Raw genomic sequence first — 21991 nt, forward strand, 5'->3', positions numbered from 1 at the left:
ATGGAAGAAATCAACCTTATTAGAACGAATAAAGCCGGTGGCGCTCCCCAAAGTGAATACGTGATTAAGGTCACAGACCTTAAACAATATTTCCCAATTAAGTCTGGCTTGCTCCAGCAGGTGAAGCATTACGTAAAAGCTGTGGATGGTATCAGTTTTAAGATCAAACGTGGAACCACAATGGGTCTGGTTGGCGAATCTGGCTGCGGTAAAACAACCGTTGGCAAGACGATCTTGCGCCTTAATGAGCGCACCAGTGGTAATGTGTTATTCAATGATATTGACATCTTCGGTTTGAACCATAAAGAGCTTGTTGAGATGCGGCCCAAGATGCAGATCATTTTCCAGGACCCGTACTCCAGCCTTTCGCCCCGCCTCCCTGTGAGTGAGATCATTGGTGAAGCGGTCCGTGAGCACCACCTGACCATGAAAGATCAATTTGATGGTTATATTGAAAACATTATGCGGATCTGTGGTTTGCAGCCTTATCATAAGGATCGCTATCCTCATGAGTTCTCCGGTGGACAGCGACAGAGGATCGGGATCGCTCGTGCGTTAGCGCTGCTCCCTGAATTCATCGTCTGTGACGAACCTGTTTCGGCGTTGGATGTTTCCATTCAAGCCCAGATCATCAACCTGCTGAAGGACCTGCAGGACAACTTTGATCTGACCTATCTCTTCATCTCACATGACCTATCCGTTGTGGAACATATCTCTGATACGGTCGGTGTAATGTATTTGGGTAATATGGCTGAAGTTGGCGAGAAGAAGCAAATCTTCCAGAACCCGCTTCATCCTTATACTCAGGCTTTGCTGAGTGCTGCTCCGGTACCTGATCCAACAGCGCAAAAGAAACGGATCATTTTGGAAGGCAGTATTCCTTCTCCTGCGAATCCACCCTCCGGTTGTAAGTTCCATACCCGCTGCCCTGCACGGATGGATATTTGCAGCAAGGTTGTGCCGGAAATCAGAGAGCTGGAACCCGGGCACACAGTAGCCTGCCATTTGTATAATGACGAGAAAGAGTATGTTGAAGAAGCGTAAGCAGTATGACGACGATGATGGTCGAACGATTGTCAGCATGGATGTCCCTGGTACAAGATGGTATCAGGAGAATGATCCGACAAGGCTGCGAGACGAATCATCATCTAAATCAGACTCCAAACGACCCAGGCGGCCAATGGTTGAGTTGACTCGCATGGAAGTCCGCCAGATCACCTGGTCGGCCTTACTTGCGGGACTGACTATAGCACTGGTCTTTTCAGTGACCTGGATCCTCTTTACGCTCTTCGCGACGCAAATCTGGTTAAAGTAAAAATCATGAGGGGCCGATTATTCTTCGGTCCCTCATAATGTTCCCAATTGCCAAAAACAGGTTATCGTAGGCAGAAATTATGACCCCTAAGTGGCATGTTTAGTCTGTCTGTGTGGTTTTCGGCGGTTGGATGTTTAATTAAAATGTGTTAGAATAGAGCCTGTCATTCTGGGGCATGGTGCAACGGCAGCACAGCGGACTTTGAATCCGTTGATCCAGGTTCGAATCCTGGTGCCCCGGCCATATAAAAAATAAATTGAGTACGCAAGAAGATAGTATCCCTGATAGATATAGCTCGAGACCAGCATATGGAAAATTCCATTGCGATGCTCGAGGTTTTCTATTTAACGGAAAAAATATCAAACCCGCAGGTGGGACTGTGATGGGTAGAAGGAATAAACACTGAAATGACGATAGGTTCCATCCTCCTGGCCGCCGGTCAGGGTACCCGCATGCGGTCCAAGTTACCGAAAGTTTTACATTCATTGGTTGGGAAACCAATGGTTTGGCACGCCTTGCGGATTGTGGAAGGCCTGAGTGACTTACCGCCGGTCGTTGTGGTCGGGTATAAGGCCGAAGAAGTCCAGGCTGCGGTGCCGGGAATGGCTGAATTTGCTCTTCAGAAACAACAATTGGGCACCGGGCATGCCGTGGCTTCCGCGAAATCAAAGTTGGTTGGAAAGGCTGACACCATTTTGGTGACTTTTGCCGATATGCCGCTTCTTCGTAAGGAATCCCTGGCGGAATTGATCGCCATCCATCAAAGTTCCGGCAGCCCCGTGACAATGACCAGTTTCATCGGTGCCCCCGGCAGCGCTTTTGGCCGGGTGATTCGCAATCAGGATGGTAAAGTTGCGGCGATTGTTGAAAAATCGGATGCCACCCCGGAACAGATGAAGATCTGTGAATATAACGTCAGCGCCTATTGTTTTAAGGCGGATTGGCTTTGGGAAGCTCTTGGACGCATTCAACTTTCGCCTAAAGGTGAATATTACCTTACGGATGTAGTTGGATTGGCCATCCAGGACGGTTATCAGGTGGAATCCCTGGTGTTGTCCGACCCTGATGAGGCGGTTGGACCGAATGATCGGGTAGACCTGGCTGCTGCTGATAGGGTGATGCGCCAGCGGATCAATAAACAGTGGATGCTTTCAGGTGTGACTATTGTGAACCCAGATGCCACCTATGTTGAGCCGGAAGTGATTATTGGCCAGGATACAATTATTCAACCCAACACTTTCTTGCGCGGCAAGACGGAGATTGGTGAAGATTGTGTGATTGGCCCGGATACGACCATAGTGGCTTCGCAGGTCGGTAATGGCGCTCATCTTTCCCATTCCGTGCTGGAATATGCCGTGGTGGAGGATGATGTCTCAATGGGGCCGTTCTGTCACCTGCGCAAGGGAGCGCATCTGGCAAAAGGCGTCCATTTGGGTAATTATGCAGAGGTGAAGGATTCCTACCTGGGGCCAGATACCAAAATGGGCCATTTTTCGTACATTGGAAATGCCAGGATCGGTTCCAACGTTAATATTGGCGCTGGTACGATCACTTGTAATTATGATGGAGAAAAGAAAAATCTCACCGAGATAGGCGATAACGTCTTTATCGGAAGTGACACCATGCTGGTAGCGCCGGTCAAAATCGGAGACCGCAGCGTTACTGGGGCAGGGGCGGTGGTCACACGGGATGTCCCTGCTGATACACTCGTGATGGGTGTGCCAGCCAAAGAAAAACGTAAGTTGGAGAAAATTGACTGATTCATTGCTCGTTTGGATCGTTGCAGCAGTGCTGCTGGGGTTGGACCTTTTGGCCGGCGCGGTCAAGGCCAGCTTGAGCTATGCGCGGCTGCCTTACTTGATGAGCCTCCGCGAAGGCCGTGAAGCGAAAGTTGACAGGACAATCGATGTCATTGAGAAGCCCAGGCTTAGAAGCAGCCTGCGCTTGGCGATGGCATTCTTCCATTTCCTCTTGGCCGGGCTCCTGCCTATGATCTTGCAGGTTTATAACGTGGCTCTGGATATTTGGTTGGTGTTGTTCTATCTCCTTTTGGAGATGGTCCTGGTCAATATCCTTGAATTCCTGATTGAAGGGGTGATCCTGAAGAACACCGAAGAAAACGCAATTCAGCTAAGTGCTCTGGGTGGGTTGATCAATACGATATTCTCCCCCCTGGCCGGGCTGTTGATGGGTCTCCTGGGTGAAAACGCCAATAAGGTCACCCTGGCCTCCATGACAGAAGAAGACCTGAAGAATTGGGTAGAAGTGGGCCAGCCAGAAGGGTCGCTCGAAAAGGGTGAACGGGAGATGATCTATTCCATCTTCCAGTTTGGCGATACCCTGGCCAAGGATATCATGGTGCCCCGCATTGACGTTTTGGCATTGGATATCAACACAACTTTGGGTGAGGCGCGGTCACTCTTCGTCCACGCTGGACACTCTCGGGTGCCGGTTTATAAAGACACTGTGGATAATGTGGTCGGCTTGCTCTATGCCAAAGACCTGTTGAGTGTTCGTGACGATGACGCCCTGATCTCTAACCATCGGGACCTCTTGCGCCTGGCCTATTTTGTGCCGGAAGCGAAGAAGGTTGATGAACTGCTGGCAGAAATGCAATCCCGCAGTATGCATATGGCGATTGTGGTTGATGAATACGGCGGTGTGGCTGGTGTCGTGACCTTGGAGGACATCGTCGAGGAAATCGTCGGTGAAATTCGGGATGAATACGATGAGAGCGAAGAGCTGCCCTTTGAGCAGATCAACGCGGATGAATATGTCTTCCAGGGCAAGATCGACCTTGATATTTTCAATGAGATCATGGGCACCGAGATCGCCACAGATAACGCTGACACCATTGGTGGGTATATCTATGGGCAGATCGGTGATGTTCCTACTGGTGGTGAGAGTCTCGAAGCTAGCGGTGTGAATTTAATCGTGGATGAGGTGGTTGGCCGCCGGATCAATAAGGTCCGGGCAATCAAAGTGGCGGAGCACCCCATTGAAAAGGATAAGAATCATGCTGACAAATGAAGAAAAACAGGCCCTGATTGATAAAGCTGTTCACGCCTATCATAAAGCATATGCCCCCTATTCGAAATATTCTGTCGGCGCTGCTTTGGTGGCCGAATCCGGCAAGATCTATGATGGCGCCAATATTGAGAATGCCGTTTACCCGGTGACAGTTTGTGCTGAGCGGGTTGCGATCTTCAAAGCTGTCTCTGAAGGCGAGCGATCTTTCTCGACTCTGGCTGTGGTGACCAAGAATGGCGGCACGCCCTGCGGTTCCTGCCGCCAGGTGATGGCGGAGTTCAATCCGCATGCGCTGGTGTTGATTGCTAACCTGAAAGGCGAGTTGGTTGGGGAATATCGGGTGCATGAGTTATTACCTTCCGCTTTTGGTGACGGTGACCTTGAAGAAGCACGCGAATAGCTGAAAAGTTTGTTATGATTAAAGCGCATGCAGGCATTTTGCTCATGCGCTTTTTTTGACCCATTTGGAGAGCAGGCTGAGGATGTCTCCTCGAGAAATCCGTTCCTACCGCACCCAGGCCATCATCTTGGGCCATATCGAATATGGTGAAGCTGACCGCATCTTGAAGGTGTTCACCTTCCAGAAGGGGAAGATCACCGCGATAGCCAAGGGCGTCCGGCGCATCCGCTCCCGCAAGGCCGGTCACCTGGAGCCTTTCACGCGGGTCACGTTACTTTTGGCAAAGGGACGCAACATGGATATTGTGACCCAGGCCGAGACGGTGGATAACTACTCTGGCCTGCGGGAGGATCTGCAGCGGATTGGCTACGCTTCCTATGTGGTGGAGGTGCTGGACCGGTTTACTTATGAAGAGGGGCAGAATGTCGCCATCTTCCGTCTGTTGGCCAACACCCTGAAACGCCTTGAAGCCCATCCTAACCCGGCGACCGTGGTGCATTATTACGAACTACGGCTGCTGGATTTGGTCGGTTTCAGGCCGCAGCTTTTTGAATGCGTGGATTGCGGTAAGCCGGTTCAAGCTGTGGATCAATTCTTCTCGCCCCTGGCTGGTGGGGTGGCTTGTCCGCATTGCGGCAGAGCCCGTCCGGAGGCCTGGTCAATTGGTGTCGATACCCTGCGCTATTTTCGCCATCTTCAACGCTCCAATTGGGATCAAGTGGCGGGGATTGAAATTCCTTCTGCCATTGAACCCGTACTCGCGGATCTGATCCAGCGCTATATCTCATATATTTTGGAAAGACAGCTCAATACGCCGCATTTCATTAAGGAAATCCAAAGGAATAATAAAAACGGGGAGATTTAAAACTCTTTAGACAATCCAGATTTTTGGATAAAGGAGTTAATCATGAAGAAATCTACCAAAGTTTTTAGGACCACGTTGAGGGTTTTGAGTATCGTGGCATTGGTCCTATATATCCTGTTTCTGTTTGGTGAACGCGTGCCATTGGGTCTTAAAGCGACCTTTGCAGAGACGACTGTCTATCTGCTGTTTCTGGTATTTGTTCTTGGTTTCATTGCCCTTTGGAAGTATGAACTTATTGCCGGGATAATATTGATTGTCTGGTATGGAATCCAATGGTGTCTTGTGCTGTGGGTTTGGGTGGATGGCGGCATGACGGTGATTTTAGGGTTTCCAATTGCCATCCTGGGCGTGATAGCTTTGATCTTTGGACTGCGCAATCGCCGATCTTCCATCAGCACCGAATAAGCCATAGCAGCTTCCTGCTTTGGAAGTTAAATAACCAGATTGCTGAAGATTTAAGGTTCCGATTTGGGAGCCTATTTTCGCTTGCTTCAACCTGAGATTCTGGAGCGAATGGTATAATGAAGCGGTTATATCACCAATGGTAAAAAGACCATTTGGATGTCATTATTGAAATCTTATCGGAGTTGAAAATAGATGAAGAAAGCGCTTGATTTCCAATCGATTATGATGACCCTGCAGGATTTTTGGGCGGAACGAGACTGCCTGATCTGGCAGCCTTATTACTCCCAGGTGGGCGCGGGGACGATGAACCCGGCGACGTTTTTGCGGGTATTGGGGCCGGAGCCCTGGAAAGTGGCCTATGTGGAGCCTTCCATCCGCCCCGATGACGGCCGCTATGGTGATAACCCCAACCGTATGCAGCAGTTCTATCAGTTCCAGGTGATCCTCAAACCCGATCCGGGGAACCCGCAGGAGATCTATCTGGAATCCCTCAAGACCTTGGGCATTGACCCGGCTGAACATGATATCCGCTTTGTTGAGGACAACTGGCAGCAGCCTGCGATTGGTGCCTGGGGCCTGGGTTGGGAAGTCTGGCTGGATGGTCAGGAGATCACCCAGTTCACCTATTTCCAACAGTGCGGCGGCCTGGAACTGGACCCGGTCTCAGTCGAGATCACTTACGGCCTGGAACGGATCGCAATGGTGCTGCAGGGTGTCCGGCATTTCAAGGACATCCAGTGGAGCCCCGAGCGGACTTATGGCGATGTGAACTTAATGGGTGAGCGCGAACACAGCTCCTATTATTTTGACCTGGCTGATGTGGAAGGCATGCGCACCCTTTATGATATTTATGAAAAGGAAGCCGTACGAGCAATTGAAAATGGGCTGGTGCTGCCTGCTCATGACTATGTACTCAAAACTTCCCACACTTTCAATATCCTCGACACTCGTGGCGCCGTGGGCGTGACCGAGCGGCAGGAACTCTTTGGCCGCACACGAGACCTTGCCCGCCGGGTGGCGGAGACCTATGTGGCTCAGCGTGAAGAGGCGGAATATCCCTGGATGACAGAGGGAAAAGACGAGGGAACCGTTACGGCGGCTGTTGAGCCGAAAGACATCACAGCGGCAACTGCACCTTTCTTGTTGGAAATCGGCACCGAAGAACTGCCGACCGGCGATCTGGCGAATGCCCTGGCCCAGCTTGAAAAAGCCATTCCCTCCCTGCTGGGCAATCTGAATCTCGCGCATGGTGAGATCAAGATCCTAGGGACACCCCGGCGTCTGGTCGTTTCTGTGAAGGACCTGACAACCCGCCAACCCGATCAGAATCTGGAAGTGAAAGGCCCACCTGCCAGCCGGGCATTTGATGCAGATGGCAACCCCACTAAGGCAGCAGAGGGCTTTGCCCGCAGCAAGGGGATTGACGTCTCCAATTTGGTCGTTGAAACCATTGACGGCGGTGAGTATGTCGTAGCCAAGGTGGAGCAGTTCGGACAGCCTGCAATGGCCGTTCTGAGTGAGGCCTTGACGGACCTGGTGGCAGGGATCAAATTTGGCAAGTCCATGCGCTGGAATGAGAGCGGGGTGTCATTCTCACGCCCGATCCGCTGGCTGATGGCTTTGCTGGATGGTCAGGTCGTACCATTTGCTATTGCCGGTTACCAGAGCGGCCGTGAGACCCGCGGATTACGCTTTGTGAAACCTGAACACTTTGATGTTTCCTCTCCCGAGGATTATTTCAAGAAAATGGCTGCGCAAGGAATCATTTTAGACCCCGCAGCGCGTAAAGCGGCCATCCTTGAGCAGGCAGCTGCCATCGCTGAGAGCGTTGGCGGTCATGTGCCGGAGGATGCCGGCTTGTTAGAGGAAGTGACCGGCCTGGTGGAGGCCCCAACGGCTTTCCTGGGTAAATTTGACGCTTCCTATTTGGATGTTTTACCTCCGGAAGTATTGATCTCCGTGATGCGCAAACACCAGCGTTATTTCGTGGTGGAAGATGCCAAGGGCAACCTGATGCACTATTTCATCGGCGTGCGCAACGGGAACGCGGATCATATTGAGATTGTGGCGGATGGTAACGAACAGGTGATTTTGGCCCGGTTTGCCGATGCCCGTTTCTTTGTTGAAAAGGACCTCAAGAAACCCCTGACGGAATTTATCCCCGAACTCAAGACTCTGACCTTCCAGCGTAATTTAGGTTCGTTTTATGATAAGACAGGGCGGATCTCGGTCCTGGTGGAAGCGTTGATGCCGGACTTTGATCTGACGGACGAGGAAAAGGTGACCACGCAGCAGGCAGCCCTGCTCTGCAAGGCGGACCTGGTGACGAATATGGTGGTCGAAATGACCTCCCTGCAGGGGATCATGGGACGGTACTATGCCCTCAACAGCGGCGAACCACAGCCTGTGGCGGACGCGATCCTTGAACATTACTTGCCGCGTTCAGCGGATGATGCTCTACCCAAGGCGAAACCTGGCTTGGTGATTGGTATTGTAGACCGATTGGACTCCCTGATGGGATTGTTTTCAATTGATCTTGCCCCAACCGGCACCAAGGACCCCTATGGTCAGCGCCGGGCAGCCCTCGGTATTTGCCAAAACCTGATCGCCTGGGAGATGCCCTTTGACCTGAAGCATGGCCTGGCGGAAGCCCGCAAGGTGATGACGGTGGACGTTTCGGATGAGAACGAGGCAGCTTGCCTTGAGTTCATTCAGGGGCGGCTGCGGGTGATGCTTCTCGATATGGGTTTCAACTATGATGTGGTTGACGCTGTCCTGGCCGAGAAGGGTGAAGACCCCTTCAGCGCTCTGGTTGCCATTCAGCAGCTTACGGAAGCAGTCGCTCAGGAGAACTGGAGCGAGATTTTACCGGCATTCAGCCGCTGCGTGAGGATCACCCGAGACCTGGATGAGATTTACTCAGTGGACGAGACTTGCCTGGAAGAACCGACTGAGAACGACCTGCTGAAAGCCCTCGAAAAGGCGGAGGCTGACCTCGCCGGTGCGGATACCGTGGCGGCATTTATGGCGGCCTTTGAGCCCATGGTGCCTGCTATTAACAGCTTCTTCGACGCTGTGCTGGTCATGGCCGAGGATGAGAAAGTCCGCAAGACTCGCCTGGCTTTGTTGCAGCGGGTGGCAGCTCTCTCAAAGGGCATCGCTGACCTCAGTTTCCTGGAAGGTTTCTAGACCTGGAATATTAACATAAATAGTCACTTCATAGGCCATGCGTGATGAGATCGCAAGATCGAACCTGCATGACAGAATGAAAGTCACGCTGGAAGCGTGACCTACTCAACCTAGAATATTGACATAAGTAAAACGATCCCGGCATTTTACCGGGATCGTTTATGATTAACTAAGAGGGGTTACGAGATGGTTTCGAGGAATTTCTGGGCGATAGCTGTGATGTCATCGGTGGTTTTGATACCGGTCCAGCCGTCAGCGGGGTTGACGATGTTGGCGACCACGATGTTGGCACCGTTGAAGATTGCGCTTCGGGCCTCCCGCAGGTCCACACCGCCAGCCGCAGAGATTAGTGCATCAAACTTGCTCCGAATGCGGTTGACCTGGCGATATTCGATCATTTTGCCCTGGGTGCCCTCTTCATCCCGGCCGCGGTGGATCACCACAACATCCGGGGATTTCTTCAAGGGGCGGAGGACGGTCAGAGGGTCTTTCACGCCGATCAGGTCGATCATTGAAAGCATGTTTAACTCGTCACAACGCTTGATGAACAGGTCATGGCTTTCGGTCGGTGCGTTACCCAGGATGGTCACGGCTGTTGCGCCTGCTCGACGGGCCATTTCGACTTCACCGATGGCGCCGTCAGCAACTTTCATGTCGGCAACAATATGCCCTGGCCACATCCGGCTGATCATCCGGACGCCATCCATGCCTTCCAGTTTGATGAAAGGGGTACCCGCTTCGATCAGGATTCGATCGCTTTGAGGTATGGCTGGGATGACTCTCCTCGCCATCCGCAGATCATAGTTGAAGGCGATCTGCAAATAACGGACATTGTTATTCAGCTTTTCAATCACATCAAGTTATCTTTCTTTTGGTCCGTGAACTCGGAAACCACATTAGCGATATTTGATGGGAGGAACAGCACGAGTTTCTCGGAGGGGTCTGAGGCGATATCCCGAATGGTTTGCAGGGTCCGCAGGTGCAGGGCACCGGGGGAGCCGGCCAGCTCAGCAGCAGCCGTACGCAGGTTCTTGGAGGCTTCCAACTCACCTTGGGAGGCGATCACGGTCGCCCGGCGTTCACGTTCTGCCTCAGCCTGACGGGCCATTGCACGTTTCATCTCGGCTGGGAGTTCAAGCTCCTGGATCTTGATTGATTCGATATCCACACCCCAGTCGGAGGTTTCCGCATCCACGATTTCACGGATGGCTTCGGCGATTTGGAGGCGTTCCATCAGGACGCTGTCCATTTCGTTGTTACCGATCACATCCCGGAGGGCAGCCTGAGTGTATTGGCGAATGGCGAAGATATAGTCCTCAATTTTGATGATGACGGCTTCGGGGTCAATGACTTTGAAATAGACCACGGCGTTCACCAGCATAGGGATGTTGTCTTTGGTCATCACTTCCTGGCGGGGCACTTCGGCTGTGGCCAGGCGCATATCCACCCGCCGCATGTTCTGAAGGATCGGGATCAGGAAAGTGAGCCCGGGGCCACGGACACCGGTGAATTTCCCCAGTGTGAAGACCACACCGCGTTCATATTCGGTGAGAACTCTCACTGACCGGAGCAGGATGGTCAGCAGGAACAGGAGAACAACACCAACGATGCAGATTGCAAAGACGGTGGTTCCAGCGATTTCATTGAACATTTTTCAATCTCCTTTATCTATTCTTTTGATGTAAATTCACTTTTATTTTACAATTAATTGGGTAAGATTACCTCAGAATATCATAGGTTCGAGCAATCCGCCCGTCATTTGACGGGACGTTGTATAATTAAGCAATCATCGAAGGAGGCTTTATGGATATAACTTGGCACGGCAATTCTTGTTTTAGGATCATTGAACGCGGCATGGCCGCGGTGGTCACGGACCCTTACGATCCTGAGATCGTTGGGTTTGATTATGGTAAATTACGGGCTGATGTTGTCACGGTAAGCTGTGACCGGCCCGAACATAATTATATTAAAGGCATTCGCAGCAAGGCGTTTGAAATCACCGGCCCCGGTGAATATGAGATTGGGGGAGTATTCATTACTGGTGTGCGGATCAACGGCGGAAAGCATAAGAAGGATTCTGATGAAATCCGCAATACGATTTATGTGATGGACTACAGCGGGCTGACAGTTGCCCATTTGGGTGAATTGAACAGTGTCCCCAGTCAGACGGAAGTGGAAGGCCTGGGTGAGGTTCATGTGGCTTTGGTGCCGGTGGGCGGGGAAACCAGCCTGAATGCAGCCAAGGCGGCTGAGGTGATCAGCCTGCTCGAACCCCGGATTGTGATCCCCATGCATTATGGTGCCCCGGAGAATAAACTTGAGTTGGCTCCGCTCTCCAAGTTCCTTAAGGAAATGGGGTTGAACCAGGTGGAGACAATTGATGTATTAAAACTTTCCTCTGTCAACATACTCCCGGAAGAAACCCGGGTGATGGTCCTGAACCTGACCCGCTAGGTGGTCTTTGGCAAAGGCGGATGGAAGGGATCTGTTTATGAACGTGAAAGTGATCATGTCCTGGGATATTGTTCAGGGTCGTGAGCAGGAATATTTTGAGTTCGTTGTGCGCAGCTTCATGCCCGGCGTTCAAAAGCTTGGTCTGGCCCTCAGCGATGCCTGGGTGACGATTTATGGCGAGCACCCGCAGATTCTGGTTTGTGCCATTGTGCCGGGATTGGATCGTGCTCAAAATATCATCCGGTCCGATGAATGGGCCGGTTTGAATGATCACCTGCTGGATTATGTGACGAATTACGAGTTGAAATTAGCCCCGCTCCATGGAGGCTTTCAGTTCTGATGTACTGGGCGGCGGATTTATTGAATTGGTATCACAGGAGCGCCAGGGATTTACCCTGGCGTTCTGTTCTTACCCCCTATCGGACTTGGGTTTCCGAGATCATGCTGCAACAAACTCAGGTGGATACGGTGATTCCCTATTTCGAACGCTGGATGGCGCGTTTTCCCGATGTTGGCACCCTAGCCGAGGCGGATGAACAGGATGTGTTGAATTTGTGGGAGGGCTTGGGCTATTACAGCCGGGCACGCAATCTGCACAAGGCTGCCAGGATCATCCATGATGAGTTAGGAGATCAGTTGCCTGACACGCTGGATGCGCTGGAAAAGCTGCCTGGCATCGGGCCATATACTGCGGCCGCAATTGCTTCCATCGCGTTTAGCAGAGACGTGGCTACGGTAGATGGCAACATCCGGCGGGTGTTTTCAAGGATCTATGACCTGACCGAACCCCTGCGCAGCCCGGAGAGCGAGCGCACGATTTGGGCTTTAGCAGAGGAAAATTTGCCCAAGGGTGAGGCCAGTGCTTATAACCAGGCGTTGATGGACCTGGGAGCGACCATTTGTACCCCCAAGACGCCGGATTGTGACCATTGTCCCATTCAGGCCGATTGCCAGGCCAGGGCTTTGGGCGTTCAGGAGCAGCGGCCGGTGAAGTCGCCCCGCAAGAAGATACCTCATTTGACGGTTACAGCGGCGATCATCCGGCGGGATGGCCAGGTGCTGCTCAGTAAACGCCCGGCGGGTGGCTTGCTGGGCGGATTGTGGGAGTTCCCTGGTGGGACGAAGGAAGAAAGTGACCCGGATTTGCCCGCCTGCCTGCAGCGTGAGATCCAGGAGGAACTGGGTGTGCAGGTGACCGTTGGGGAGCCTTTTGGCGTTTATAAACATGCCTATACCCATTTCAAGATCACTCTGCATGCCTTTCTCTGCCGGTTGGATAACGGCGCAAAACCGCAGCCGATTGAGAGCGATGAATTGGTTTGGGTGAGTGCTTCGGAGTTGGAAAAATACCCAATGGGCAAGGTGGACCGGCAAATCGCCAACCGGTTGAGGGTGGAGGGACCTGAGCTTGGACTTTGAGGCAGCTCGTGAGGAGATGGTGACCATCCAGATCGCCCAACGGGGTGTACGGGACCCGCGGGTGCTGGATGCGATGCGACATGTGCCCCGCCATCTCTTTCTGCCGGAGGACGCCCGAATCTATGCGTATGTGGATAGCCCCCTGCGAATTGGGTGTGAACAGACCATTTCCCAGCCCTATATCGTAGCGCTGATGACGGAACTCTTGGATGTGAGTTCCAGGGATAAGGTTCTGGAGGTGGGGACGGGTTCCGGTTACCAGGCAGCGATCTTGAGCCTTTTAGCGCGCGAAGTCCACAGCATTGAGCGGATTCCCGAATTGGCTGAAGCGGCAGGTGAGACCCTGGCGGCTTTGGGATACGATAACGTTCAGGTGCATATCGGTGATGGGACGGAGGGGCTGATTGAGGCCGCGCCTTATGATCGGATTTTAGTGGCCGCAGCGGCTCCGGAAGTGCCACCACCCTTGATGGCTCAATTGGCGGATGGAGGCCGGCTGGTGATCCCGGTGGGAAGCCGCACCTTACAACAGTTGGAGATTTGGGATCTGGAGAATGGGGAATTTAAACAGGCCAAGAGCATCCCGGTGGTTTTCGTCCCTCTGATTGGGGAAGATGGGTGGCAGAGCGATCCGTTGGAGTAAAACCAGAAACCGTAAGGTGCGCTCCGAATTTGAGCGTACCACAAGATTGACAAAGATCTTATTGGGTGGTGCGCAGAAGAACACTGCAGACCTTAGAAAAGATTAATATTTTAATTCAAAACGGATTTGAATTTGGCAGTCGTAGGGTGCGCTCCGGTTTTGAGCGCACCACAAGAGTGACAAAGATCTTAATGGGTGGTGCGCAGAAGAACACTGCACACCTTACAAAAGATTTTTTATTTTAATTAATAACGGATTTGAATTTGGCAGTCGTAGGATGCGCTCCGGTTTTGAGCGCACCACAAGAGTGACAAAGATCTTAATAGGTGGTGCGCAGAAGGACACTGCACACCCTACAAAAGATTAATATTTTAAAATATAACGGATTTGAATTTGGAAGTCGTAGGGTGCGCTCCGGTTTTGAGCGCACCTAAGGAAGATATTTCATCAAAATATTGGGATGAAAACCAAAATCAGGGCTTGCCCCCATAATATTTTTGTTGTGGTATACTCCGTTAGTCGAAGTTGAACAATTTAGAATTCAACGGACCAGGGATTTCCCTGGTTTTATTTTGTAAATAGCCGCTCCATGTCATTTAATGGTGTTACCGCAGTGCGGATGAAGGAGCGGACACGGTGAATATACTTTTGCCGTGTTAATTGATACACCCATTAAGGACATGATTGTGAAGTTTAGTATTTTTAATTTTAATCCGCAGATTAATGCGGGCATCAACGCTGCTGGCTATAAAGAGCCAACCCCCATTCAGGAAGAAGCCATCCCTGCCATTTTGGTGGGAAAAGATGTGCTGGGCCTGGCCCAAACTGGTACCGGAAAGACGGCTGCCTTTGCGCTGCCTATCTTGCAGAAGCTTATGACGGGAAAACGGGGCCGGGTTCGTGCTTTGGTAATCTCACCAACCCGCGAATTGGCCGAACAGACGCATAGTGCTTTCAAGCAGCTGGGCAACAAGACCGGCCTGAGAATGCTTTCCATTTATGGTGGCGTGAGTGCCAAGAATCAGATCAAGCGGCTGCGCCAGGGTGTGGATATTGTAATTGCCTGCCCCGGACGGTTACTGGATTTGAAAAATCAGGGCGAAATCAGCCTGAAAAATGTTGAGATTCTTGTCTTGGATGAAGCCGATCACCTGGTTGATATGGGCTTCCTGCCGGACATCAAGCGGATCATCGATGCTTTGCCTGAAGCGCGCCAAACCCTCCTTTTCTCGGCAACAATGCCAGATAGAATTTTGGATCTCGCGACCAGCATGATGGATAGTCCTGTTAGAGTGGCGATTGATTTTGAAAAACCGTTAGATAAGATTGACCATGCCATTTATCCAGTGGTTTTTAACAAAAAACTTGAAATGCTGATCCACCTTTTGCATAAACAAAGCAGTGATCAGGTGTTGGTCTTCACTCGCACCAAACGCCGGGCAACCCGGTTGGCAGAACAGTTACAGAATGCCGGTTTTGCTACTGCTTCTCTGCAGGGTAATCTATCTCAGAATAAGCGGGATGCAGCCATGCGGGCTTTCCGACAGGGGCGGGTGAAAGTTTTGGTGGCAACGGATATCGCCGCGCGGGGAATCGATGTGATGGATATCTCCCATGTGATCAATTATGACATCCCGGACACTGCAGAAGCCTATACCCACCGCACCGGCCGGACTGGGCGGATGGAACAGGATGGGACAGCTTTCTCGCTCGTGACCCAGGAAGATGTTGGCATGGTACGCTCCATCGAGAAATTGATGGGAAAGAAGCTGGAGCGGCGTAATGTGGATGGCTATACCGTCCGCTTAAATGACAACAAGCATACTTCCTCCCAGAAGAAACAGGGCAGAATGTCCCGATCAAATAATAAAAACCGTTATCGTTCCAGCGCGAAACAACATTCATAGCAAATATAATAAGAGCCTCTCAATTTGAGAGGCTCTTTTGAAATGTTCGGGTAATTTGGGTTATTCGAGCGTAGGTGGCATATCCTGTTTGGGTTTAAGCCCATTGGGAATAAAGAAGAGGGCCACCGCTAAGAGAATCATCGCCAGACCGCCGATTACGCCGGTGGGGGCAGGGCCAAGCAGGGAGGAGGGGCTGCCTTTGACCAGCAATATCCCGATGGCTGCGATGCCATTCAACGCGCCGTGGCCGATCACTGCTGGCCAGACGCTCTGAGCCTTGATGGATAGCCATCCGAAGATTACTGCCAGCGAAATTGTGAATAGAGTCATTGCTAGCGGACCTAAGAGTGGGGCACCGACATAATCCAAACCGTAGTTATAGCCCATCAGGATGATTGGCCAGTGCCAGACACCCCAGATCACGCCGGTCAACAGGACGGCTTTGCGAGCGCCCAGAGGCATCAGCTTGGGTTGGAGGTAGCCCCGCCAGCCGAATTCCTCGCCAAAGGTGGAGATGGCGTTCAGGACGGGTGCCAGCAGCATGGCCTGAAGGGTTTGCAGGATTACGATGGTCCAGGGGCTTGCAGTCGTTGTTGAACCCGCAGCTTCAAGTTGTTGGGTGATGATCCCCAGTTGAGGATCATAATATTTTGGGAAAATGAGGAAAAAGAAAGCCGCGCCCAGGATGGTCAACACGCCGGGGAGAAACCAGGCTAATAGCCAGTAGACCCAGCGACCGTGATCGAATTTTGGTTCAAGTAAGAGGTTTGCCTTGCCCTCATGGGTGATCAGACGGGTCAGGATATTACCAATGGCGGGGCCGAACATATAGGCGGTTGCCAGGAGGAGATAAGCCAGGCTGATCTGAGCACCTTCGATGGCGAGCATGGGGCTGTTTTGCAGCCCGCCTGTCAGGTAGATGACCAGGGCTGTGAGCCAGGAGATACCAAAGGTAATGCCGAGGAAAATCCAGATTTGTGTTTGATCTTTCTTGTTAAGCATATTACTCCTTGAGGATACTCAATAATTTCATCACGAAACGTAGCTATTAGTTTATTATAAGATCAATAATCACGGAAAAGGAACAAAGCGGGCTGTTTTTTCGTCATTTAGATATTGAAGACCTTGAGAAGAAAGGTTTACTGATGAAACGCCAATTACTTTTGATATCACTCATCATTTTGAGTGTGGTTTTACTTGCGGCCTGCGATCCTGTTTCTATGCCACCTCAGGATGATGTCGGATTCATTTACGGTCAGGAAGCCACGTTCGAATCCCTCGAAGTGGTGATCCTCGAATCCTTCCCTGTGCGGGTCATGGTGACCGTGACTGGATATTTGCCGGATGGCTGTGTTGTGCTGGATGAGATCAGTTCCGGCCGGGATGGTTTTGACTTCACGCTGATGGCAACCACGCACCGCCCAGCCGGGGACGTGGTGTGCACGGAAGCCTTGGTGCCCTTCACCGAAACGGTTGAACTGGAAGTCCTCGGTTTGGAGGCAGGCGCTTACACCGTTCATGCCCAGGAGCAGACTGCCACCTTTGAGCTGGCAGTGGATAATATCATGGAAGAACCGGTCGTTGGTGACCAGGAAGGCCCGGCCTCAGAGGTTATTCAGGGAACGGTTGTTTATCTTAATTCGATGGACATCCTAATCATGGAGTCCTTCCCGGTGCAGGTCAGCGTGGCCTTGCAGGGGGACCTCCCGGATGGCTGCACGACGATCCAGTCGGTTGAGAGCTCTCTGGAGGGCCAAACCTTCACGATCACCTTCAGAACTCATCGCCCGGCAGATCAGATGTGCACCCAGGCTCTGGTACCGTTTGAAGAGACGGTCAGTCTGGATGTTTACGGGCTGCCGGCTGGTGAATACACCGTGATTGCAAATGATTTGACGGAGACTTTCACCCTGGATGTGGATAATACGCCATAGCCTGACCCGGAAATTGATTTACTAAAATAAAAAGCCACAGAAATCAACCTGTGGCTTTTTGGATTCATAACGTAGGCCTATTCTCTGAGGAGGTTCGCTTTATCTCCCAGCTTCTCCTTCATCTTATCTAACAAGGCCGCATCCGGAGAAGATTGGGTGAGGCTGAACATGAAAACCGCCAGCATCATTTCGCAATCGGCGACCTCTTTGCTGATATCCTCCTTGCGAACGCGGTCGTTATTGCGGATCCAACCGGGCACCCGCGAGACAATTTCATCCGCCTTGAAGCCATCCTGAGCGAAATGCTCCAGCAACTCAACTTCCTCAGCGGTCAGGTCGTTCTCGTGGTGGGCCAAATACGCCTCGGTCAGCTCACCAACCTCGGAGAGATAGAAGAGCAGGGCATCTTTGGCATCCGGCCATTGCAGGCCGCGGGCTTCGTAGTAGGACTGAATTGTTTCAATGTTCATGGCGTTTCCTTGCGTGTAAGAATAAGGGTTCGGGGAGTCTAGCTTCTGCCGGTCTCCGTCAAGTAGAGTGGATTGACCTTGAATGCTGTTTCCTGCAGCCCTGCGGCCGGGCAGGCCCAGCTGCACCAAAGCCGGCCTACGAACAATGAATTGATGGAAAGGGCACAAAACAGGATAAAACTGCCTGTGATGATCCTTTCCAGTGCGCCGTCAATAATCACATAGGTAGAGAGAAAGTTCATCACGATTGGAAAAAGGAGAAATGTGAATAGGATTACGCCCATCCGAATGCGTTGGCGACATTGGCGATTAGATTTATGGACTATCACGGCCTCCTGAAGCTGGATGCTCTCGAGGGAAAATGGTAAATACCAGTATAATGAATGATTAATCTGACAAAATTATACATGAGATACAACATCTAAATGAAGCTAAAAGAGACGTTAAACAAGATTAAACAAATACTGCAGTCGGTCTATCTCAAGATAAATGACTTTACTGGCGGCGTCCCTGAGATCCTCCGATTGGCAGTCAAGCGTTTTGGTGATGAGCGCGGGCCGGAAGCATCCGCCAGCCTGGCATATTACACTTTTTTCTCGATTTTTCCCATGATTCTGGTCATCATTGTGATCGGCAGTTATTTTGTTGAGCAAAATGTTGTTCAAAATCAGTTGCTCAATTTGATCCAAGGAGTGATCCCAGGCGCTAAGGATCTGGTGATTGGTAATATTGAGCGGGTTTTGCAATTGCGGGGCGCTGTAACCCTGTTGGCTTTGGTCTCACTGGTTTGGTCTGCCACGAATATGTTCAATATTCTGGCAAAGAATATCAATCGGGCTTTTCCAAGAGCAATTGTCCCTGACTTTTTCAAGGGACGGCTGATGGGTTTTTTTATGTTCCTGGCCTTGGGCCTTTTGGTTGTGCTTGCCATTGGGATGACAACCATTGTAGGTTTGATTCCCGCGATCAAGATCCCTTTTAATGGCAAATCATTGCACCAGACCTTCTTGTGGCAGATAGGCTCCTTCCTGCTGCCCGTTGGTTTTAACACTTTAATGTTTTGGGCAATGTATTATTGGGTGCCACAGGTAAAAGTCAGCCGTAAGGCTTCTTTGATCAGCGCTTTGGTCGCTGGCGCCACCTGGGATATGCTGAATAATGTATTCACTTGGTATCTTAGCAGCGGCCTGGATCAATATCGTCTGGTCTATGGCTCGGTTGGGACGGTGGTGGCTTTATTGTTCTGGGTTTATCTCACTGGGACGATCATGCTGCTAGGGGCGCATCTGACCGCTTCCATCCAAACTGCCATGGTGAGGAAGGCCCATGAGCATTCCGCCTGAGGAACTGCCCCGAATTGTTCCTGTGGGGGAGGGGGCTGTTCTGATTGAGTTGGGGGAAGTGTTGGACAGCAGCATCAACCAACGGGTTTTCGCGTTGGATGAATGGCTTACTGCTTCACCTTTGGATGGCTTGGTGGCTCAAGTGCCGGGCTATTGTTCTCTTTTGATTTCATATGATCCTCTGCAATTGACCTATTCTGACGTGACCGCCTGGCTGGAAGAACGGTTAGGCTCCTGCCCGCCAGCAAGTCAGCGTCAGACCCGGCGGGTGAAGATACCTGTGCGCTATGGCGGTGAGGATGGCCCGGATCTTGTGGAGGTGGCGAAGAGTCACGGGATGACACCTGGAGAACTCGTTCAGCGCCATACCGCACCGGTCTATACGGTCGGGATGATGGGGTTTACCCCGGGCTTTGCCTATTTGATGGGGCTGGACCCGGAACTGGCGACGCCCAGGCGGGCTAATCCCCGGACGAATGTTCTGCCAGGAGCGGTTGGGATTGCCGGCGCGCAGACTGGCGTTTATCCCCTGGAGTCACCTGGCGGCTGGCAGTTGATTGGCCGGACCGAGCAAGTGCTGTTCAATCCGAATCAGGAACCCCATTTCCTGCTTTCACCCGGCGATGAGGTCCACTTTGTGGTGGCCGATGGGAGTGAAGTCCAATGACTCTGCTGGTTGAGCAAGCGGCTCTGATGATGACCGTGCAGGATTTGGGACGGTTCCAGTACCAACGGTACGGCCTGCCCGAATCCGGCCCGATGGATCACTGGGCTCAACGAACTGCCAACCGGCTGGTTGGAAATGTCATGGAAGCGGCTTGTTTGGAGATTGGCTTTTCAAGTGCGTCATTTATGCCTGAGGTGGATACCCTTCTGGCAGTGACCGGTGTAGGGTTCAAGCTGACCGTGAACAATCGCCCGTTACCACTCTGGATGAACTTTCGGGTTCGAGCGGGAGATCGGATTGGACTGGAAAAGATTGGCGGAGGCAATTGGGCTTACCTGGCAGTTGCTGGTGGCGTGCTGACACCGAGTTGGCTGGGTTCCCGCAGCACCTATGCCCTGGGCGGCCTGGGGACGCCTATAAGGGTCGGTGAGCGGATTCCTGTGGGTGTTTCTGAGAGTTTGGACGATTCATTTGCCATTTGCTCTTTGCGTGAGGAAGCCCGTCCTCAATATCAAGTAGAAGAGACCAAGCTGCGTGTCGTCCCTGGGCCGCATCAGTCTCGTTTTACTGAGGAAGCGCTCGAATGGTTTACCAGTTCAGGGTACACGCTCAGTGCCCGCTCTGACCGGATGGGGTACCGCTTGAGCGGCGAGCCGCTGGAGCACAAAGAGGGGGCTGACCTGATCTCTCAGGGGATGGTGCTGGGAGAGGTTCAGGTGCCGGGGGACGGGCAGCCGATTGTGATGATGCCCGATCATCCCACAACCGGTGGCTATACCTGCATTGCCACCATCATTCAGGCGGATTTACCGCTCCTGGCCCAGGCGGAACCCGAGCGAACGGAAATTAATTTTGAGTGGATAGATGTGGCGGCTGCCCAAGGTATATACTGGCAGATGGTTGAGAAGATGAAGAGCGGCATTCAAACCGAGGAGGCGGAATGGCTGTACCTTTGACAATTGACCTGAATTGTGACCTGGGGGAGAGCTTTGGACGATATAAGCTTGGTGATGACGCTGCCATAATGCAGTGGATCACGTCAGCCAATGTGGCCTGTGGTTACCATGCCGGCGATCCTCAGGTGATGGCGGAGACTGTGGCACTTGCTGCGAAGCATCAGGTGGCTATTGGTGCACATCCGGGTTACCCGGACCTGCAGGGCTTTGGACGGCGTCAGATGGCTTTATCCTCGGAAGAGGTGCGGGGGATCATTCTATACCAGTTGGGAGCCCTTTATGGCTTTACGCAGGCTGCGGGAGTGCCATTGGTGCATGTCAAGCCGCATGGCGCGCTCTATAACTTTGCCGCGCGGGATCGGGCGACCGCAGAGGCCATTGCCGGGGCAGTGGCGGCCTTTGACCCTGGTTTGATCCTGGTCGGCCTGGCTGGATCTCTATTGATTGAGGCGGGAAAACAGGCTGGGCTGCAGGTGGCGAATGAAGGCTTCCCGGACAGAGTTTACCTTTCAACCGGGGAATTGATGCCGCGAAATCAACCCGGCGCGGTGATCACGGACCCGGAAGCGGTGGCGGATAGCGCCGTGCAATTGGCTAAAGAGGGGATTAACGTGGCTGGGAAGAAGATCAGCATCGACACCTTGTGCCTGCATGGCGATAATCCGCAAGCGGTCGCCAATGCAAAACACGTCCGTCGGCGATTGGAAGACGCAGGCTTCCAGATCCGTGCACTAAATCATTAGGCATAAGCCTATTTACGAGTGAGTAGATCGTGAGAAATGGGGGAATTATTCAGGTTCTTTGGCTTTCATACAAGTTGTAATACTTTTTATAATATGCGGAAATTACAAAATCCACATCAAACCTTAAACGTTTGCTGTTAGTCCTTTAACAAGTTCTTAAGGACAAAGGAAGGCCCTTCCGTTATACTCTTAGCATCAAGTTGGGCATGAACCCCCAACTTCAGAAAAGAGTTTTTGACTATCTTTTCTCT

At 51.9% G+C, this 21991-nt stretch carries 23 protein-coding genes and 1 tRNA gene; 19 read left to right on the top strand and 5 right to left on the bottom strand.

What is annotated here, in order from left to right:
* The 9 genes from JR338_11765 to JR338_11805 all read left to right on the top strand — a co-directional run bounded on the left by JR338_11765 (position 1) and on the right by JR338_11805 (position 9204).
* A complete protein-coding gene (locus JR338_11765) occupies positions 1–1044 on the top strand; it encodes an ATP-binding cassette domain-containing protein (protein ID QRN83067.1) in 1044 nt (347 codons plus the stop codon).
* Entirely contained in the window at positions 1028–1315 is a 288-nt protein-coding gene (locus JR338_11770) for a hypothetical protein (GenBank protein QRN83068.1), read from the top strand. Before JR338_11765 ends, JR338_11770 begins: the two co-directional genes overlap by 17 nt.
* A gap of 169 nt (positions 1316–1484) precedes the next feature.
* Positions 1485–1558: transfer RNA gene (locus JR338_11775), tRNA-Gln, on the top strand.
* Between the two features lie 164 nt (positions 1559–1722).
* A complete protein-coding gene (gene glmU / locus JR338_11780) occupies positions 1723–3075 on the top strand; it encodes a bifunctional UDP-N-acetylglucosamine diphosphorylase/glucosamine-1-phosphate N-acetyltransferase GlmU (GenBank protein QRN83069.1) in 1353 nt (450 codons plus the stop codon).
* On the top strand, positions 3068–4345 hold the full coding sequence (locus JR338_11785) for an HlyC/CorC family transporter (protein QRN83070.1): 1278 nt from the start codon (positions 3068–3070) through the stop codon (positions 4343–4345). The genes glmU and JR338_11785 overlap by 8 nt, the downstream gene beginning before the upstream one ends.
* Positions 4332–4745 (top strand): cytidine deaminase, encoded by a 414-nt coding sequence (locus tag JR338_11790; protein ID QRN83071.1) that lies wholly within the window; start codon positions 4332–4334, stop codon positions 4743–4745. Before JR338_11785 ends, JR338_11790 begins: the two co-directional genes overlap by 14 nt.
* 82 nt (positions 4746–4827) lie before the next feature.
* On the top strand, positions 4828–5610 hold the full coding sequence (gene recO, locus JR338_11795) for a DNA repair protein RecO (protein QRN83072.1): 783 nt from the start codon (positions 4828–4830) through the stop codon (positions 5608–5610).
* 42 nt (positions 5611–5652) lie between these two features.
* Entirely contained in the window at positions 5653–6015 is a 363-nt protein-coding gene (locus JR338_11800) for a hypothetical protein (protein QRN83073.1), read from the top strand.
* A 192-nt stretch (positions 6016–6207) separates the two neighbouring features.
* The gene (locus JR338_11805; protein ID QRN83074.1) at positions 6208–9204 is read left to right on the top strand and encodes a glycine--tRNA ligase subunit beta; all 2997 of its coding nucleotides are present in this window, start codon (positions 6208–6210) and stop codon (positions 9202–9204) included.
* Between the two features lie 179 nt (positions 9205–9383).
* On the opposite strand, the gene JR338_11810 is transcribed toward JR338_11805, so the two are convergent.
* Positions 9384–10058 (bottom strand): hypothetical protein, encoded by a 675-nt coding sequence (locus tag JR338_11810; GenBank protein QRN83075.1) that lies wholly within the window; start codon positions 10056–10058, stop codon positions 9384–9386.
* Entirely contained in the window at positions 10055–10819 is a 765-nt protein-coding gene (locus JR338_11815; GenBank protein ID QRN84431.1) for a slipin family protein, read from the bottom strand. The genes JR338_11810 and JR338_11815 overlap by 4 nt, the downstream gene beginning before the upstream one ends.
* Before the next feature lie 188 nt (positions 10820–11007).
* Here JR338_11815 and JR338_11820 point away from each other — a divergent pair, with 188 nt between their 5' ends.
* From JR338_11820 to JR338_11840, 5 genes are all read left to right on the top strand, one after another.
* Positions 11008–11658, top strand: a complete 651-nt coding sequence (locus tag JR338_11820; GenBank protein QRN83076.1) for an MBL fold metallo-hydrolase — start codon at positions 11008–11010, stop codon at positions 11656–11658.
* 37 nt (positions 11659–11695) lie between these two features.
* The gene (locus tag JR338_11825) at positions 11696–11998 is read left to right on the top strand and encodes a hypothetical protein (GenBank protein QRN83077.1); all 303 of its coding nucleotides are present in this window, start codon (positions 11696–11698) and stop codon (positions 11996–11998) included.
* A complete protein-coding gene (gene mutY / locus JR338_11830; protein ID QRN83078.1) occupies positions 11998–13077 on the top strand; it encodes an A/G-specific adenine glycosylase in 1080 nt (359 codons plus the stop codon). Before JR338_11825 ends, mutY begins: the two co-directional genes overlap by 1 nt.
* A 16-nt stretch (positions 13078–13093) precedes the next feature.
* Entirely contained in the window at positions 13094–13720 is a 627-nt protein-coding gene (locus JR338_11835; protein QRN84432.1) for a protein-L-isoaspartate(D-aspartate) O-methyltransferase, read from the top strand.
* A gap of 686 nt (positions 13721–14406) precedes the next feature.
* Positions 14407–15627: a DEAD/DEAH box helicase gene (locus JR338_11840; protein QRN83079.1), complete on the top strand. Its 1221-nt coding sequence runs from the start codon at positions 14407–14409 to the stop codon at positions 15625–15627.
* Positions 15628–15687: 60 nt separating this feature from the next.
* On the opposite strand, the gene JR338_11845 is transcribed toward JR338_11840, so the two are convergent.
* Positions 15688–16629 carry a CPBP family intramembrane metalloprotease gene (locus tag JR338_11845; protein QRN83080.1) on the bottom strand — a complete coding sequence of 314 codons (942 nt, stop codon included), beginning with the start codon at positions 16627–16629 and terminating at the stop codon, positions 15688–15690.
* 143 nt (positions 16630–16772) lie between these two features.
* On the opposite strand from JR338_11845, the gene JR338_11850 reads away from it, so the two are divergent.
* Positions 16773–17561, top strand: a complete 789-nt coding sequence (locus JR338_11850; GenBank protein ID QRN83081.1) for a hypothetical protein — start codon at positions 16773–16775, stop codon at positions 17559–17561.
* A 77-nt stretch (positions 17562–17638) separates the two neighbouring features.
* Here JR338_11850 and JR338_11855 read toward each other — a convergent pair whose 3' ends face one another.
* A complete protein-coding gene (locus JR338_11855) occupies positions 17639–18031 on the bottom strand; it encodes a hypothetical protein (protein QRN83082.1) in 393 nt (130 codons plus the stop codon).
* A 38-nt stretch (positions 18032–18069) separates the two neighbouring features.
* A complete protein-coding gene (locus JR338_11860; GenBank protein ID QRN83083.1) occupies positions 18070–18273 on the bottom strand; it encodes a 4Fe-4S binding protein in 204 nt (67 codons plus the stop codon).
* A 183-nt stretch (positions 18274–18456) separates the two neighbouring features.
* Between JR338_11860 and JR338_11865 the strand changes: the two genes are divergently transcribed.
* Genes JR338_11865 through JR338_11880 form a run of 4 tightly spaced genes read left to right on the top strand, consistent with a single transcriptional unit; the run spans position 18457 to position 21740 of the window.
* On the top strand, positions 18457–19374 hold the full coding sequence (locus JR338_11865; GenBank protein QRN83084.1) for a YihY/virulence factor BrkB family protein: 918 nt from the start codon (positions 18457–18459) through the stop codon (positions 19372–19374).
* Entirely contained in the window at positions 19358–20041 is a 684-nt protein-coding gene (pxpB, locus tag JR338_11870; protein QRN83085.1) for a 5-oxoprolinase subunit PxpB, read from the top strand. Before JR338_11865 ends, pxpB begins: the two co-directional genes overlap by 17 nt.
* On the top strand, positions 20038–20997 hold the full coding sequence (locus JR338_11875; protein ID QRN83086.1) for a biotin-dependent carboxyltransferase: 960 nt from the start codon (positions 20038–20040) through the stop codon (positions 20995–20997). Before pxpB ends, JR338_11875 begins: the two co-directional genes overlap by 4 nt.
* On the top strand, positions 20982–21740 hold the full coding sequence (locus JR338_11880; protein QRN83087.1) for a 5-oxoprolinase subunit PxpA: 759 nt from the start codon (positions 20982–20984) through the stop codon (positions 21738–21740). The genes JR338_11875 and JR338_11880 overlap by 16 nt, the downstream gene beginning before the upstream one ends.
* Positions 21741–21991: the final 251 nt, after the last annotated feature.

Source organism: Chloroflexota bacterium (assembly GCA_016887485.1).
Lineage (GTDB): Bacteria > Chloroflexota > Anaerolineae > Anaerolineales > Anaerolineaceae > Brevifilum.

Coding starts and splice junctions, on each gene's coding strand:
- JR338_11875 (QRN83086.1), top strand. CDS start 20,038: ATGACTCTGCTGGTTGAGCAAGCGGCTCTGATGATGACCGTGCAGGAT.
- JR338_11880 (QRN83087.1), top strand. CDS start 20,982: ATGGCTGTACCTTTGACAATTGACCTGAATTGTGACCTGGGGGAGAGC.
- glmU (QRN83069.1), top strand. CDS start 1,723: ATGACGATAGGTTCCATCCTCCTGGCCGCCGGTCAGGGTACCCGCATG.
- JR338_11850 (QRN83081.1), top strand. CDS start 16,773: ATGAAACGCCAATTACTTTTGATATCACTCATCATTTTGAGTGTGGTT.
- JR338_11790 (QRN83071.1), top strand. CDS start 4,332: ATGCTGACAAATGAAGAAAAACAGGCCCTGATTGATAAAGCTGTTCAC.
- JR338_11835 (QRN84432.1), top strand. CDS start 13,094: ATGGTGACCATCCAGATCGCCCAACGGGGTGTACGGGACCCGCGGGTG.
- JR338_11805 (QRN83074.1), top strand. CDS start 6,208: ATGAAGAAAGCGCTTGATTTCCAATCGATTATGATGACCCTGCAGGAT.
- JR338_11800 (QRN83073.1), top strand. CDS start 5,653: ATGAAGAAATCTACCAAAGTTTTTAGGACCACGTTGAGGGTTTTGAGT.
- JR338_11770 (QRN83068.1), top strand. CDS start 1,028: ATGTTGAAGAAGCGTAAGCAGTATGACGACGATGATGGTCGAACGATT.
- JR338_11825 (QRN83077.1), top strand. CDS start 11,696: ATGAACGTGAAAGTGATCATGTCCTGGGATATTGTTCAGGGTCGTGAG.
- JR338_11820 (QRN83076.1), top strand. CDS start 11,008: ATGGATATAACTTGGCACGGCAATTCTTGTTTTAGGATCATTGAACGC.
- mutY (QRN83078.1), top strand. CDS start 11,998: ATGTACTGGGCGGCGGATTTATTGAATTGGTATCACAGGAGCGCCAGG.
- JR338_11865 (QRN83084.1), top strand. CDS start 18,457: ATGAAGCTAAAAGAGACGTTAAACAAGATTAAACAAATACTGCAGTCG.
- recO (QRN83072.1), top strand. CDS start 4,828: ATGTCTCCTCGAGAAATCCGTTCCTACCGCACCCAGGCCATCATCTTG.
- JR338_11845 (QRN83080.1), bottom strand. CDS start 16,629: ATGCTTAACAAGAAAGATCAAACACAAATCTGGATTTTCCTCGGCATT.
- JR338_11765 (QRN83067.1), top strand. CDS start 1: ATGGAAGAAATCAACCTTATTAGAACGAATAAAGCCGGTGGCGCTCCC.
- JR338_11855 (QRN83082.1), bottom strand. CDS start 18,031: ATGAACATTGAAACAATTCAGTCCTACTACGAAGCCCGCGGCCTGCAA.
- JR338_11860 (QRN83083.1), bottom strand. CDS start 18,273: ATGAACTTTCTCTCTACCTATGTGATTATTGACGGCGCACTGGAAAGG.
- pxpB (QRN83085.1), top strand. CDS start 19,358: ATGAGCATTCCGCCTGAGGAACTGCCCCGAATTGTTCCTGTGGGGGAG.